16 protein-coding genes are annotated in these 12,446 nt (G+C 67.5%); 3 read left to right on the top strand and 13 right to left on the bottom strand.

Annotation, left to right across the window (positions count from 1 at the left end):
- Window positions 1-3: 3 nt before the first annotated feature.
- From ABD823_RS18575 to ABD823_RS18535, 9 genes are all read right to left on the bottom strand, one after another.
- Entirely contained in the window at window positions 4-195 is a 192-nt protein-coding gene (locus tag ABD823_RS18575; RefSeq protein ID WP_344861223.1) for a helix-turn-helix transcriptional regulator, read from the bottom strand.
- Window positions 192-1,868, bottom strand: a complete 1,677-nt coding sequence (locus tag ABD823_RS18570; RefSeq protein ID WP_344861221.1) for a replication initiator — start codon at window positions 1,866-1,868, stop codon at window positions 192-194. The genes ABD823_RS18575 and ABD823_RS18570 overlap by 4 nt, the downstream gene beginning before the upstream one ends.
- Window positions 1,865-2,068 carry a hypothetical protein gene (locus ABD823_RS18565; protein ID WP_344861219.1) on the bottom strand — a complete coding sequence of 68 codons (204 nt, stop codon included), beginning with the start codon at window positions 2,066-2,068 and terminating at the stop codon, window positions 1,865-1,867. Before ABD823_RS18565 ends, ABD823_RS18570 begins: the two co-directional genes overlap by 4 nt.
- On the bottom strand, window positions 2,065-3,477 hold the full coding sequence (locus tag ABD823_RS18560; RefSeq protein WP_344861217.1) for an FtsK/SpoIIIE domain-containing protein: 1,413 nt from the start codon (window positions 3,475-3,477) through the stop codon (window positions 2,065-2,067). The genes ABD823_RS18565 and ABD823_RS18560 overlap by 4 nt, the downstream gene beginning before the upstream one ends.
- Window positions 3,478-3,568: 91 nt before the next feature.
- Window positions 3,569-3,868: a hypothetical protein gene (locus ABD823_RS18555; RefSeq protein ID WP_344861215.1), complete on the bottom strand. Its 300-nt coding sequence runs from the start codon at window positions 3,866-3,868 to the stop codon at window positions 3,569-3,571.
- Window positions 3,865-4,290, bottom strand: coding sequence for a plasmid replication, integration and excision activator (locus ABD823_RS18550; protein WP_344861213.1), 426 nt, complete (start codon window positions 4,288-4,290; stop codon window positions 3,865-3,867). The genes ABD823_RS18555 and ABD823_RS18550 overlap by 4 nt, the downstream gene beginning before the upstream one ends.
- Window positions 4,291-4,407: 117 nt before the next feature.
- A complete protein-coding gene (locus ABD823_RS18545) occupies window positions 4,408-5,124 on the bottom strand; it encodes a GntR family transcriptional regulator (protein ID WP_344861211.1) in 717 nt (238 codons plus the stop codon).
- A gap of 96 nt (window positions 5,125-5,220) precedes the next feature.
- Window positions 5,221-5,523 (bottom strand): hypothetical protein, encoded by a 303-nt coding sequence (locus ABD823_RS18540; protein ID WP_344861209.1) that lies wholly within the window; start codon window positions 5,521-5,523, stop codon window positions 5,221-5,223.
- Window positions 5,520-5,954, bottom strand: coding sequence for a hypothetical protein (locus tag ABD823_RS18535; RefSeq protein WP_344861207.1), 435 nt, complete (start codon window positions 5,952-5,954; stop codon window positions 5,520-5,522). The genes ABD823_RS18540 and ABD823_RS18535 overlap by 4 nt, the downstream gene beginning before the upstream one ends.
- 120 nt (window positions 5,955-6,074) lie before the next feature.
- On the opposite strand from ABD823_RS18535, the gene ABD823_RS18530 reads away from it, so the two are divergent.
- The gene (locus ABD823_RS18530) at window positions 6,075-7,292 is read left to right on the top strand and encodes an NsdA family TPR-like regulatory protein (protein WP_344861205.1); all 1,218 of its coding nucleotides are present in this window, start codon (window positions 6,075-6,077) and stop codon (window positions 7,290-7,292) included.
- Here the strand turns inward: ABD823_RS18530 and ABD823_RS18525 are convergent.
- Window positions 7,273-7,836, bottom strand: a complete 564-nt coding sequence (locus ABD823_RS18525) for an NUDIX hydrolase (RefSeq protein WP_344861203.1) — start codon at window positions 7,834-7,836, stop codon at window positions 7,273-7,275. The genes ABD823_RS18530 and ABD823_RS18525 overlap by 20 nt on opposite strands.
- A 297-nt stretch (window positions 7,837-8,133) precedes the next feature.
- On the opposite strand from ABD823_RS18525, the gene ABD823_RS18520 reads away from it, so the two are divergent.
- Window positions 8,134-8,838: a hypothetical protein gene (locus ABD823_RS18520; protein WP_344861201.1), complete on the top strand. Its 705-nt coding sequence runs from the start codon at window positions 8,134-8,136 to the stop codon at window positions 8,836-8,838.
- A gap of 527 nt (window positions 8,839-9,365) precedes the next feature.
- Window positions 9,366-9,833, top strand: coding sequence for an SRPBCC family protein (locus ABD823_RS18515; RefSeq protein ID WP_344861199.1), 468 nt, complete (start codon window positions 9,366-9,368; stop codon window positions 9,831-9,833).
- Between the two features lie 388 nt (window positions 9,834-10,221).
- On the opposite strand, the gene ABD823_RS18510 is transcribed toward ABD823_RS18515, so the two are convergent.
- The 3 genes from ABD823_RS18510 to ABD823_RS18500 form a co-directional block, all read right to left on the bottom strand.
- A complete protein-coding gene (locus tag ABD823_RS18510) occupies window positions 10,222-10,554 on the bottom strand; it encodes a hypothetical protein (protein ID WP_344861197.1) in 333 nt (110 codons plus the stop codon).
- A gap of 188 nt (window positions 10,555-10,742) precedes the next feature.
- Entirely contained in the window at window positions 10,743-11,255 is a 513-nt protein-coding gene (locus ABD823_RS18505; RefSeq protein ID WP_344861195.1) for a hypothetical protein, read from the bottom strand.
- Between the two features lie 750 nt (window positions 11,256-12,005).
- On the bottom strand, window positions 12,006-12,365 hold the full coding sequence (locus ABD823_RS18500; RefSeq protein WP_344861193.1) for a hypothetical protein: 360 nt from the start codon (window positions 12,363-12,365) through the stop codon (window positions 12,006-12,008).
- Window positions 12,366-12,446 lie beyond the last annotated feature (81 nt).

Here is a 12,446-nt window from a genome sequence, read left to right as displayed (position 1 = left end):
TATTCACGCCGCCTCCCGGAGGGACTCAAGCCAGGCGAGGAATTCGCTGCGGTAGATGCGGATCTCGCCGTTCGGGAGCTTGAAGCCCCGAGGAGCGTGGCCGAGTTCGCGCCAGCGGTAGAAGGTGCGGCGGGAGACGCCCCCGAGTTCGGCCAAGATCTCCGGGACGGTCATCAGCTCGTCACGCTTGCTCATGCCGCCCTCCCGATGGTCTCGATTGCCGAAGGATCTTGACCGGTGGCTTCGGCTTGCCGGGCGAGGAGGGTTGCCCGCCAACGCTGGCGGTCGGCGACCATGCGCAGCAGCCGCAGGGCCAGGGAAGGAACGGTGCCGTCCCCGGCCGGGACGGGCTTCCAGACGTAGCGGTGCGGGTCGATCGGTTCATCGGCCAGACCGAGGGCCTCCAGGACCCAGGTACGGCGGTCGCGCTTGTGCTCGGCGAGGGTCTTGTTCGACCACTTCCGGGAGACCAGGACCCGCCGGCCCGCGTAACCGAGGTGCTCGGGCTTGTGGGCCTTACCCCGGCACCGGCCCGGAGCCATTCCGGCTTTGGCGCCCTTGGGCTGCACACCGTACCGCAGCCAGTTCGGGCACGACGGCGAACACGGCTCGTAGCGCAGAGCCTCGACCAGCCGGGCCGTGTGATCCCGCCGGGTCGCATCGTCGGCATCCAGGCTCTCGCCGAGGGACTTGGTCAGGTACTTGGACAGGTAGCGGATGCACTGATCGGCGTCCGGAGTCCCGGCGAGCACGCCCTGAACATCGACCTGGTCGCCGAAGCGGATCACATGCAGCGGCTCGGCCTCGTCGTCCTGGTCGAGCCGGTCGAGCGCGTCATCCCAGGTGGGAAGCACTTCCCCGGTGCCAGGGTCGATGTAGTCGCCGGTCTGCCTGTCGGGGTAGGCGGTGCCGTCCTCTCGCTCCGGCCGTTCGACCCAGACGGGTAGGCGGTCCCCCTCGAAGCGCACTTCGTCGGCCGCCGGCCACCACACCTGGTGGTACGTCGCCGCCGCAGTGGCCTTGATCTCCGCCCGTGGGAGGGTGCCCCGGATGGCCATGTGCAGGTGCGGCGCGAGCCGCTTCTGAGGTTCCACGGTGGCGAAGTACTGCACGTCATAGCCCGCGACCCGCCGGAGGTTCTGCACGAACCGGTCGACCAGCTTGGAGAAGTGCAGGGCGTCCCGCGCGGCCCGCTGGTAGTCGTAGTTCGCGGGATCGACGGGAACGCCCTGCCCGGCCCGGATCTTCCCGTAGGAGGGCAGGGTGAGCGTGATGAACATCGACGGCCGGTAGACCTTCCCGTCCGCCCCGGTGAAGGCCCGGCCGATCGTGGTCGGGCTCATGGCCCGCTTGGGCAGGTCCGGGGCATCCTGCCGCCGCCGGGTCGAGCGGGAGCGCCGAGCAGCGGCCCGGCCGGACAGGCGGCCGCGCATCCCGGCCGCGGTGATCTCGGCGTCAACCTCGGCGATCGCCTCATCCCAGCTGGCGATCTCGGCGGCGTCGCCGTCCCGTTCGGCCGCGTCCCGCTGAGCCTGCACGTCGGCGCGGAACCCGATCAGCCACCGTTGTTCCTCGCTGGCCTCGTCCGGCTCGGCGATCGGTTCGGTCTCCAGGTGCCAGCCCTCGCGGCACTGGGCCATGCGCAGGTAGCGGTTCCGTTTGGCGCACGGCGGGCACTTGGCCTCCTGCGTGGCCCCGCAGGGGACGTTGACGTCCTCGCTTCGGCCGGTGCGGACATCGAGCCGCCGCAGCACGATCGGCCGGATACACACGCCGTTAGCCTTGGCGATCTCCACCGCCACATCGAGGGCGACCGGCATCTTCTGCCGCTCGGCCCGGGATAGGGAACGGTCGGTCGTGGTGGTCATGGGGTCACCTCCTCTCGGTGGATCTCGGCCAGGTCCGCCGCGAGCCGGTAGACGGCCCCGTACGGGTCGGTGGTCACGCGGATGTCGGACAGTTCGAAGGCCACCACCCGCTGCGTCCGGCGCGGCCCGAACAGCGCCAGGACGGGCCGCTCGCAGATGCGGGTGATCTCCTCGTCGGTGCCGTAGAAGCAGACCCTCACGCCGCCACCGCCTCGGCCATCGCCCGGATGTCCGCGTCGGAGACGTAGGCCGCGCGGACCCGGATCGGGTCGGGGGCGGCTTCCAGGCGGACGTATCCGACGCCCGCGCCCTGCTGCGGGACGGGTGAGATGTGGTCGGCCAGCGCGCCCCGGTCGCGGGCGCCGTCGCCGAGCACCATGTCCACCTGCTCGGACTCGTCCAACCGGAGCGCGATCTTGTCGGGGAACAGGTTGCGGATGTTCAGCACGTCTTTTCGCGGGTCCTGGAGCGCGGCCAGGACGCCGACGCCGACCGCCCGGCCCTGGGTCGTGAGCGTTGCCAGGGCTGCGGTGATGCGGAGCTTGAGGCTCTTGTCGGACTGGTAGGCGGTCAGGAACGCCACCTCGTCGACCACCACCAGGACGAAGGGGTCATCGACGGTGGGGGTGTGGGAGCGCTGGAGGCCGGCGAACCGGTCGGCCCGCTCCTGCATCACCGCCACAGCGGCTTCCAGCAAGTCGGCGCACTCGGCTGGGGTCGCCGCATACCGGTCGCCGAACAGGGCACGGCCGAAGGACAGCTCCATCCGCTTGGGGTCCAGCGCCCATATCTCGACCAGGCCCGCCCGCACGGCCGGGAGCAGGCCGCGGATGGTCGACCAGATGACCGAGCCCTTGCCCGCCCCGGTCGCGCCCGCCACGAGGACATGCGTGCCGTGCACGTTGAGCAGCCAGGGGGCGCCGTCCTCGCGGGTGCCGACCCGTACCGGTCCCACCGATGCCTGCTCCGGGATCGGCACCGCCGGGAGCGGAGTGGCGAGCGGATCATGCCGGGGGAAGACGAGGTGCAACCGGCCGGCCCGTGCGATCGAGACCCGGCAGGAGCGGGCGCCGAAGCCGTGCGCCAGATGGTCGAGCCGGTCGGCCCAGTCCTTGACCGCCTGACCGTGCAGCATCTTCACGGTGACCACGTCGGCCCACGAGGTGCAGCGCACCCGCACCAGATGGGGGATGTAGTCCCGGCCGCGCAGGTGCCGCCCGAGGCCGGAGACGACCATCACGGCCTGCCAGTGCCGCCGGTAGACCCACAGGAAGCGCCAGAAGGCCAGCAGCCGCCAGCCTGCCCACCGAAGGAACGACGGCCGATGCAGCGAGCACCACAACGTCAGCACGGTCACGACGACCGCGACCAGGACCAGGCCCGCCCGCCAGCCGTACCACCACGACAGCGCACACGGGACGGCGACGACGGCCGAGGCGATCGGATGCCGCCACAGCAGGCGGACCAGGCCGGCGACCAGGCGCGCGGCGAAGATGACGAGCGTGACGAACGCCGGGGTCCGCACCACGGCGGGGCGGAAGACCACGGCGGTATCGGGAGTGGTGGAGACGAGACTCTGGGTCTCATCACCGGGCAGTTTCTTGAACATTAGGCTTGGCCTCCTCTTCTTGATGTGGAGTCAGGTGAGAGATCAGGGGCCGTCGGAAGTTGCCGCTTCCGACGGCCCCGCTCGCGTGAGGTCAGAGCGCGACCTGGCCGGGGAACTGCTCGGCGTGCAGGCGCTCGCAGTCGGCCAGGTAGCGCGTGGCGACCTTGACGAGTTCGCGCGCCAGGGACACGTCATCGCCGGTGACCGGCCCGCCGCCGGTGGTGGTGATGGTGATCTCGGCCTCCGAAGAGGCCAGGGTCAGAAACGGTCGCGTGTCCCCGGCTCGCAGGGCCAGGACCGACAGATACGGCGTCTTGAAGGAGACGGCCAGCCGGGTCCGGTCCTCCTCGATCGACACCGAGGCGAAGGTGTAGGGCTCGTGCTCGCTCACGCCGCGCTCTCCTTACCGGCCGCCGCCTTGACCGCAGCCCCGGCCGTACGGGGCGGGCGCATGGACGTGGCGCGGATGGAGTAGGCCAGGCGGCCGGTGGACTGGTTGACGTACGGCGTGACGGTCATGCCGTCGAACTCGACCGGCACGAACGGCAGGCCCGGCAGCGCGGGCGGAACGACCGGCTCGACCGGCGACAGGATCTTGACCGACACCGTCTTCTGGCCGGCCTTCACCGCCGGGTCGGCGTCCATCACCGCGACCTGCCAGACCAGTTCGCCGGTGGTCTTGTCCTTGGCGTAGACGGTCCGGCCGTTGCTGGAGGCGTCGAAGTCCTTGACCTGCTCGACCGCACCGACGATGTAGCAGCCGTGCGGGAAGACCTGCTCGAAGCTGATCGGGATGGGTCCCTGAATAGCCATGATCACTCCTTTCATCGAGAACGCCCTTCATTCGGACGTCCACTTGTGCGGACAAGTTGAGAGTAGGTGATCCCACTCGTCCGCACAAGTGGATGAGCGGGGCGAGTGGGAGAGTCGTCAGTTCACCGGATAGACGTCGAGCAGTTCATGCAGGTCCCCCGGTAGAGCGACGCTCATCACCAGCAGCGCCGTCCCGGCCGGATCGTGCACCGTGGCCAAGACCCCGAGCACCGGCACCGACGAGCCGAGCAACTCGGCTTCCTCCTCGGTGGGCATGCGCGCGGTCAGGCGTTCGGTGATGTGGTCGAAGCGCAGATGCTTGACGGCCTGGAGGTGCTGGCGGATGCCGCCCCGCAGCGGTTCGGGCTTGTCCAGGTCGGTGCCGAGCGCGATCTCCAGCGGGAACCAGAAGGTCTCCACCGCCGAAGGCCGGCCACCCTGGAGTGCCACCCGCTGCCGCATGACCACCGGCGTCCGTTCTTCCGCGCCCAACAGTCGGGCGATGTGCCGCGGAGCCGGGACGCGCCGCACGTCGGTGATGTTCTCGGCGCTCTCCGCCTGCCCGGCGGTCTCCAGGGCGGGGCGGATACGGTCGGCCGAGGCTTCCGGGCGCCCTTTGACGAACGAGCCGCGCCCGTGCTCGCGCTCGATCCACCCTTGCATGGCGAGGGTCTGCAACGCCCGAACGACGGTGGTACGGCCGACGCCGAATTCCCGGACAAGCTGGGCCTCGGACGGCAGCATGTCACCGGGCGCGTATTCGCCGTCCTTGATGCGCTGCTGTATCGCCGTCATCACCTGGGCATACTTCGGCGGGGCGAAGTCCATGCTCATCTCAACCGCCCGATCACTCTTCCACTTGTCTGCATAAGCACAGTACCGGCCAAGCGGGAGGCTGTCAGGACCTCAAGCGCCGACGCTCTTTACCGGTCAGCGGACCAGGCCGCACACCAGCGCCGTCCACATCTCCCGGCCTTTGCGGCACGGCCACGCATTGCTGTAAGCCACAACCCGGCGGCCGTTCTGGTCGACGGTGCGACGGATGAAGGACAGCCCGCCGGCCTCGCACAACTCGTAGAAGGTCACCCGGTGCGCGTGGCAGGTCCAGGCCACCACCCGCACCCGGCCGAACCGCGCGCTGCCGTACCAGTCCAACGCCTGGTGCCCGTCCCGGGCCGGAGGCAGGTGCACCGACGGGCACGGCATCTCCCAGCCGAGCACCCGAGCACTCACGAGGTGACCCGCTCGAAGCGCACGGATCCGGCCGGATCGACGGTCGCGGTGAAGATGATCCGCCGGGACCAGTCGTCCGGGACGGTGCCGAAGTCGTAGACCCGCAGCACGATGCGCCCCCACACCGTCACATCGACTCGCGTCGTCTCGTCGGCCACGCGGCGCAGGGCCGTGCGCAGGGTGTCCATCGCCGTGGCCTGCCCCGAGGTGACCCCGCACGGCCCCAGCTCGTCGGCCCCGGCGGAGGTGGAGAACACCTCCCACTCGAACATCTCGACCACCTGGGCGGCAGGGTCACCGTTGTCGCAGTACAGGCAGTCCTCACGCGCGGACATCTCCAGGTGCAGGCCCATGGCCGCCACGCATCCCCGGCGGGTGACGATCTTCCAGCCGCGCCCGTCGCATGCGGTGCACTTAACCGGTGTTGTCATGACCGAAATGATCTGCGGCCAGACAATCCACGCCTATTCCACGCGGATATAGCACCGCGAGATATAGAGTCCCGCCTAGAGCGATGCACCACTTCGGGGACCGGCGACCGGAGGACGGGAATGCACGGAAGCGCTTTCGACCCGATCAAGATCCCAGCGCAGGTATGGGACCGCGAACAAACCCGGGAAATCCTCAAACAACGGGACATAGCCGGACTCTTCAACCTCGCTGTCAAATACAGCGGAGCCACCCAGGTCCGCCTCAGCACCGCCACCGGCATCCCGCAAGGCCGCATCAGCGAGATCATCCGAGGCCGCCGCCAGGTCACCGACCTGGAGGTCTTCGAGCGCATCGCCACCGGTCTGGGCCTGCCCGATCACGCGCGCATGCTGCTCGGCCTGGCCCCGCTCGACACCGCCTCCCCGACCGGCGACCACGAAGGCGAGCACCGCGAGCAGATCGAGGAACTGACCGCCCGGCTTGAAGCCTCCGCCGTCATCGACCCCACCATGGTCATGATCCTGACGATGGAGACCAACAATCTGCGCCTGATGGACCGCCGCGTCGGCGGAGTCGCCATCGCCGACAAGATGCGCGCCCACATAGCCCACATCGAGCGCGTCCACCGCCACGCCGTACGGCCCGGCATCCGCGCCCAGCTCGCCCACGTCCTTGCCGAAACCGCGTCCCTGGCCGGATGGCAGGCCATCAACACAGGAGCCCTGGCCGACGCCTGGCAGCACTACGAGCACGCCAAGGCCGCCGCCCGCGAAGCCGACGCCCCCGCCATCAGCGCCTACGTCTCCGGTGAACAGGCATACGTCCTCATGGACCTCGGACGGCCGGCCGAAGCGACCGAACTCCTCCAGCACATCCACGCCACCTGTCGCGACCGCATCCCCGCCCGGCTGCGGACCTGGCTGGCCGCTGCCGAAGCCGAGGCCGCCGCCATCCTCGGAGATGAGGCCACCTGCCGCACCGCGCTGGAGCAGGCCGCCGCCCTGCTACCGGACGGGGCCGCCGACGCGGACATGCCGTATCTGTCGCTGGACCGCCACCACCTGGCCCGCTGGCGCGGCAACTGTCTGGTCCGCTTCGGCGACCCGGGCACCGTCGAGGATCTACGCTCCGCGCTGGCCGGGATGGACGGTACCTACAACCGCGCCGAGGCCGCGCTCCGCTGCGATCTCGGGCATGCCCTGCTGGCCGGCGGGGACCCCGAGGCCGCTCAGCCCCACATTCAGCGCGCCCAGCACCTGGCGACGATGACCGGCTCCCGTCGCCAGCGCAAACGCATCGAAGAACTGTCCCGAGCGGTCACGCGCGCCCTGTGCTGAGCCGCGCCTGAGCCGCATACAGCCCGATCAACGTCCCCGACGTCCAGATGTCCCCTCGGGCGATCATCTCCGGGATCTCCGCCATCGGGATCCACTCGATGAGGTCCGCTTCCACCTCTTCACCGGTCGGCTTGCCGACGAGATCAGCGCCGCGGACAAGGAACAAGTTGTGCTCGGAGTCGACCATGCCGGCCATCGGCTGGTAGGTGACCAGGTGCTCCGTCTCCTTGGGCCGGTACCCGGTCTCCTCCTCCACCTCACGAACAGCCGTCGTCATCGGATCCTCACCGGCTTCGACCAGGCCGCCGGGCAGCTCCCAGCCCCACCGGTCGAACAGGAACCGGTGCCGCCACATCATCAACACCCGGTCCTGCTCATCGACTACCACCGCGATTGCTGCCCGGTCCAGATGTACTGCGTGATGCTCGAACCGCTCCCCACCCGGAATCTCTACGTCCACCAGGCCCAGCCGGATCCACCGGTTGTCGTAGACCAGCCGTTCCCCGTGCACGATCCAGCGCGTCTGCTCTTCGTTGGTAGCCACACCGTGAAGGTACCGGCCGAGGTTGCCGAGGTACACGGGGAGCAGGAACAGCAGCCGGGGTGCATTGCCGAATTGTTCTTGTGTGGATCAAGGTGGCGGCGCTGCGCGCCGCCTCGCGGCCCAACGCCCGCTCGGCGGCCGGGCATGCGGCCTGGGGGGCCGGTCCCGGCCGCCAGCAGCTCGGGCCGCCGATACTCGCAGCGACGGCTGCCGCGCTGCGTACGGCTACGCGCAACCGCTCCGCTGAAGCGGAAAACTGACTGCTGCTTCCCAGTAGCCGCGCAATAGCATCCGGGCATGGGCACGCCGTCAGATCTCGACCGCGCGTTGGACACTCTCTACGCGGCCTTCTCCCGGTATCCGTTGCCGGTCAAGACCGAGGTGTGTGATCACTGCGTGTCCGACGAACAGGTTCGGGCGACGCGCGCAGCACCCCTCCGCATGCTCACCGCAACCGCGTTGGGGCCCTACGCCGGCCACGCCTTGTCCACCTGGGGTGACCTTGACGAGTTCAAGCACTTCCTGCCCCGGCTGCTCGAACTGCTCATCCTCGAAGAACTCGACGGCTTCTTCCACGCCGAGGCCCTGATGAGCCGGGTCAGCGCCAGTTGGAGAAGTTGGCGACAACCAGAGCAGCAAGCTCTCATCGCCACCATCGGCGCCTGGTGGCGACACACTCTGAACCACTATCCACGCGACGTCGACGTGATGATGATGATCGAAATCATCGCCGACAGCCTGGAGCTGGATCTGGCTCCCTACCTGGCCGAGTGGGAGTCGAACACCACCGAGACGGCGGCCCGTCACATGGCATGGCTCATGCATGACTTCACCGTCAGCACGGGCCACGGCGCCGAGTGGTACACGCTCCTGGACACGTGGATCAGGGGAACGGCACCCGCGGCGATCCTGGAACGCGCGTTCTTCTCCGCCGGCTCACCGGAAGTGGCCCAGGAACTCTCCGACGCGCTCGAGACCCACCGCATCTGGAGCCGACACTGAACCGCAACCCAAAGCGCCTCCGGCGGGGGCCTCCGGCTCCGGGATGGTGCCGAGCTCGAGAGCGCGGGCCGCAGGCGGCTGAGGTGGGAGCCGCGCATCCCTCCTGCCATCGACCCAGGCAGAGCCCAGCAGACCGGCTCCTCCGGCTCAAGCCCGTCTGTGACCCTTGGCGTCCAATGGCCGAGGAATGGCGACCGGCTAAGGTACACGCGAAGACGGGCTTGCGCCTCCGTCGTCGGCCCGCTGCCGCTTCGCGGTGGGTCGACGGCATACGGGATGCGCGGAGGGCGAGGCGTGCGCGTCCGCGCAGGTCACGCGCCTGCTCTAGTTGCAGTTTTAGTTGCAGTTCCCCGCCGTCCCAGGCCGTTCCAGGAGGACCGTAGAGCGGTGTTGGTCCAGGTGGAACGGATCGGGACGGCCGAGAGCCGAGCTGCTAATGCGGTTTATGTTTCCTGTGCAGCATCTGTCGGGGAGGCAGGAAGCAGCCCAGAAGGTCCCCATGAAGTGCGTTGTCTTAGGCTTGACGCATGCCAAGCTTTGAGATTGTCACGCATGTCATGGCTCCTCCGGAACGAGTCTTCGACATCTCGCTGGACGTAGACGTTCACACAGCATCGATGGCGGGATCCTCCGAGATAGCGGTCGGCGGTGTGACCGCCGGCAACTTGAAGCTGGGCGATACCGTTACGTGGCAGGCGCGACACTTCGGTATCCGTTGGCGGATGACGTCTACGATCAGCGCTTACGATCGCCCTGGGTATTTCGTCGATGAGCAGGCGTCAGGACCTTTCAAACGCTGGTACCACGCTCACTATTTCCGACCTTACGGCAACGACGGTACGGTAATGAGCGATGTCGTTGAATTCGCCGCGCCTCTCGGTCCGCTTGGGAGGATCGCTGAAATTCTGGTTCTCCGTCACTACATGCCTAAGCTGATCCTGATCCGGAATCAGCACATCAAACAGATTGCCGAAGATAATCTCACAGCCGATTGAGGATCTGCCGCACGCGATAGACCTAAGGCATATTCCTGTCAAGCCTGCCACATGCGGATAGCGGAGATATTCGGATACGCGATCTTTCGGACGGGTGATGATCTACCAGCATCCGGGGAGCCAATTTGGGAGCCACCCGAACGGACGATCACGAACCGATCCGGACGGATCCGAACGGTCGGAGTCCCGACGAGCAGCAGGGCGAACGACTCTGAAGGATCCTGGACGTCGTTCGGGACCTACGGATCAGGAGGCTAGGCCGTGCCACTCGCGTGCCAGTACGGACGGGCACCAAGGGGACTCACGGGGACTGGCGGAGAGAGCGCTGTCCGCTCTGACCTGGAGCGCAGCACGTCAGCAGATCGCGCACCGCAGGCTTCCAAACTGGTTACGTGTCCTCGTCGGGATAACTCCAAGGCGTGATGACCCACGGTGCGGATTGCGATGCTCTCTGGGCGGCATAGCCGCACGGCAAGGTCGCGGTCTCCTCCACGCTCGGATCCATCTCAACCACATGGTGGATGTGCTTGATGATTGATGCCGTCGGATCACTCGCGTCCGTGATGCCGTCACCGATCAGCCAGTCATTCTCATCATCGTGGATCACGATGAGCGCAGGGAGTTCACCACTGACGACCGTACGCTGGACGACCGCTCCCAGCTCTGGTGGGAACCTGCCGCCTGGGAAGGGGAACGGCATGTCTCTGATGACTTTGCTCATACCGAAGAGTCTTTCAGTCGTGCCCGTGACGTGCCCGTCAGGGGGGTGACCAAGGGGACTCACGGGGAATCGCGGCGAGCCGGAGCACTTCCCCGCAGGTCAGCATTTCCCCAGATCAGGGCCATGATCGTTAGAGACTTCCCAAGTTGATAATGCAGTTTGCTCTATTCTGTACCGTCCTGCATAGATCATTCAGAGTTCAGCCAATACTGGAAGGATGAACTCGTAGATTTGAGCACAACGGGATCACGTGGTGGCTCGGGCCAGATCTGCAAGAAGTAGTGATCGCCTGGTTCAACCCAATTTTCTTCGTCCATTCCTCTGACGTGGTATCGCAAGCGATATGTTCCGGGGCCGGCGGGCAGCGGAGGAAGAGTGTGTGTTGTTCCCCCTCCCCACTCCTCCAGAGAGATCTGCCCTGATGGGGACTCGTAGCTGATCTCGACGATGTCTTCATAGCCATCGAGGTCAGCACCCGGATCACGATCGGCGACAGCCACTGTGAACTCCACCGTTGCCCACTGAGGACCCACAATTAGGAGAGCGCTGCCTGTATCGACTCGGATGATCCCCACGGGAGGGCTCGGCACATCACGGAACTCGCCCAGGCTGCACCCCTTGTCCATGAGATGGACCTGGGAGTAATCCACGCCCACATCCAGCTGCTTGACCTGCACGACTGGAGCCTCATCGGTACTCATGGGCGGAAAGCATAGACTCCGCCAGCGACAAGATTCGTTTTCATGTGCTTCTTGGCGTTCGAGATCGCACTCTTCCCGACAGCCCGGATTCTGCTTCGTGGATCGCGGTGGGGCAGCAGCCTCTTCGCGTGCCGGTGGTGGACGACGACACCGCAGGTCTGTCCGGAAGTCGTAGGACACTTGACCGCCGTTCAGGATGGCGGGGAGGCGTGCAATATGCGTGTAATGATCAAGGCCGTTGCCGATGCAGGGAGCCACCCTGCAGCAGGTCAGGAACGGTGTGTCGTCGGGAGCGGTCACGCCCTGTAAAACCGTCGGCTCAGCCTACCCAGGTTCGAACCCTGGACCTGCCACCAGCAGCGAGAAGAGCCCCTGAGCAGCAGAGATGCGCTCAGGGGCTCTTTCGTTCGCACCCGACTGGGGGTGACGCCCCACGGTTGCCCGTGCTGAATGCGCGCCGAGGTCTCCGGGTCCGGGGCGGCCGGCCCTCCACGGCCGCCGGGTCGCGTCCGGGATGCGGTGCTCGGCACGGGCGTCTCAGCGACTGCGCAGGCTCTGTCGCGGAAGTCGGTTCAGGCGGCGCCTGGGACACGCCATCGGACGCCCGGACTTCACCCCTCCGGCAGCGGGGCTTCCAGCACCGCCCGCCGCGCATCGGGCAGATCGCCGCGAGCCGCGAGCCGCGAGCGCGGGTCACGAGAGGTCGTCCGCCGGCGGGGACCGCCGTGGGACCGGCTTCTGGGACAGAGCCTAGGAACCCACAGGCTCCACGATGAGGTCCTCGGGGCGGGGGAGCGGGGCCGGCTCGTCCTCGGTGGCGTGGACCTCCAGGCACGAGAGGTGCCCGGCTTCGACGAAGAGCAGCACGCCGTCACCGCGTGTCCGCGTGTGGGCGGAGACGAGAACGCCGTCCAGCACGGGGGCGTCGAGGGCGGGAGGTCCGGCTCCCGGGCGGAGGTCCACGGTCGCGCATCCGCACCGGCAGTGCCCGACGACGACCGCCGAGGAGACCTGGGCTCGAAGTTCTCGCACGCCGGGGAAGTCCTGCGCGAGCAACGCCAGGACGACGGCCTGTTCCTGGGCTGACAGGTGACGCTCGCCGTCTGACACCTCACCAAGGTAGCGGGTCGGGTGTGGACGCAGGCGGGATGATTTCCGGTGGTCCGGATCGGCGGAGGAGCTCCTCCCCCG

The organism is Planomonospora alba (assembly GCF_039534085.1).
GTDB classification, from domain to species: domain Bacteria; phylum Actinomycetota; class Actinomycetes; order Streptosporangiales; family Streptosporangiaceae; genus Planomonospora_B; species Planomonospora_B alba.
Note: the sequence above shows the minus strand (reverse complement) of the source record. Positions and strands in the feature narration are given on the sequence as shown.

Bases quoted from the DNA above. Each gene is read 5' to 3' on its own strand.
- ABD823_RS18550 (WP_344861213.1), bottom strand. From the start codon at position 4,290: ATGGCTATTCAGGGACCCATCCCGATCAGCTTCGAGCAGGTCTTCCCG.
- ABD823_RS18505 (WP_344861195.1), bottom strand. From the start codon at position 11,255: ATGAGTACCGATGAGGCTCCAGTCGTGCAGGTCAAGCAGCTGGATGTG.
- ABD823_RS18530 (WP_344861205.1), top strand. From the start codon at position 6,075: ATGCACGGAAGCGCTTTCGACCCGATCAAGATCCCAGCGCAGGTATGG.
- ABD823_RS18520 (WP_344861201.1), top strand. From the start codon at position 8,134: ATGGGCACGCCGTCAGATCTCGACCGCGCGTTGGACACTCTCTACGCG.
- ABD823_RS18560 (WP_344861217.1), bottom strand. From the start codon at position 3,477: ATGTTCAAGAAACTGCCCGGTGATGAGACCCAGAGTCTCGTCTCCACC.
- ABD823_RS18545 (WP_344861211.1), bottom strand. From the start codon at position 5,124: ATGAGCATGGACTTCGCCCCGCCGAAGTATGCCCAGGTGATGACGGCG.
- ABD823_RS18570 (WP_344861221.1), bottom strand. From the start codon at position 1,868: ATGACCACCACGACCGACCGTTCCCTATCCCGGGCCGAGCGGCAGAAG.
- ABD823_RS18515 (WP_344861199.1), top strand. From the start codon at position 9,366: ATGCCAAGCTTTGAGATTGTCACGCATGTCATGGCTCCTCCGGAACGA.
- ABD823_RS18510 (WP_344861197.1), bottom strand. From the start codon at position 10,554: ATGAGCAAAGTCATCAGAGACATGCCGTTCCCCTTCCCAGGCGGCAGG.
- ABD823_RS18575 (WP_344861223.1), bottom strand. From the start codon at position 195: ATGAGCAAGCGTGACGAGCTGATGACCGTCCCGGAGATCTTGGCCGAA.
- ABD823_RS18535 (WP_344861207.1), bottom strand. From the start codon at position 5,954: ATGACAACACCGGTTAAGTGCACCGCATGCGACGGGCGCGGCTGGAAG.